The sequence below is a fragment of the Pseudomonas putida W15Oct28 genome, assembly GCF_000708715.2.
Lineage (GTDB): Bacteria > Pseudomonadota > Gammaproteobacteria > Pseudomonadales > Pseudomonadaceae > Aquipseudomonas > Aquipseudomonas putida_R.
In genome coordinates, this window is the sequence record NZ_JENB01000111.1 from 1 (window position 1) to 262 (window position 262).

Annotated in this window: 1 rRNA gene; it reads left to right on the forward strand. The window is 47.3% G+C overall.

The window, feature by feature from the left end:
• Nucleotides 1-79, forward strand: a 23S ribosomal RNA gene (locus tag AK81_RS27635); the annotation flags it as partial.
• Nucleotides 80-262: the final 183 nt, after the last annotated feature.

Below are 262 nucleotides of genomic sequence, written 5' to 3' on the forward strand. Positions count from 1 at the left end.
ACGACGTTGATAGGTTGGGTGTGTAAGCGCTGTGAGGCGTTGAGCTAACCAATACTAATTGCCCGTGAGGCTTGACCATATAACACCCAAGCAATTTGAGCGTAAGGCGCCAAATTGTGGTGGTGAAGATGATAAGAACCGAAAGTTCGCAACAAACCACAAATATCACATATCCGAATTCGCTGGGCTGTCCATCTGGACATTCTGGCTACAGAATTTCTTGACGACCATAGAGCATTGGAACCACCTGATCCCATCCCGA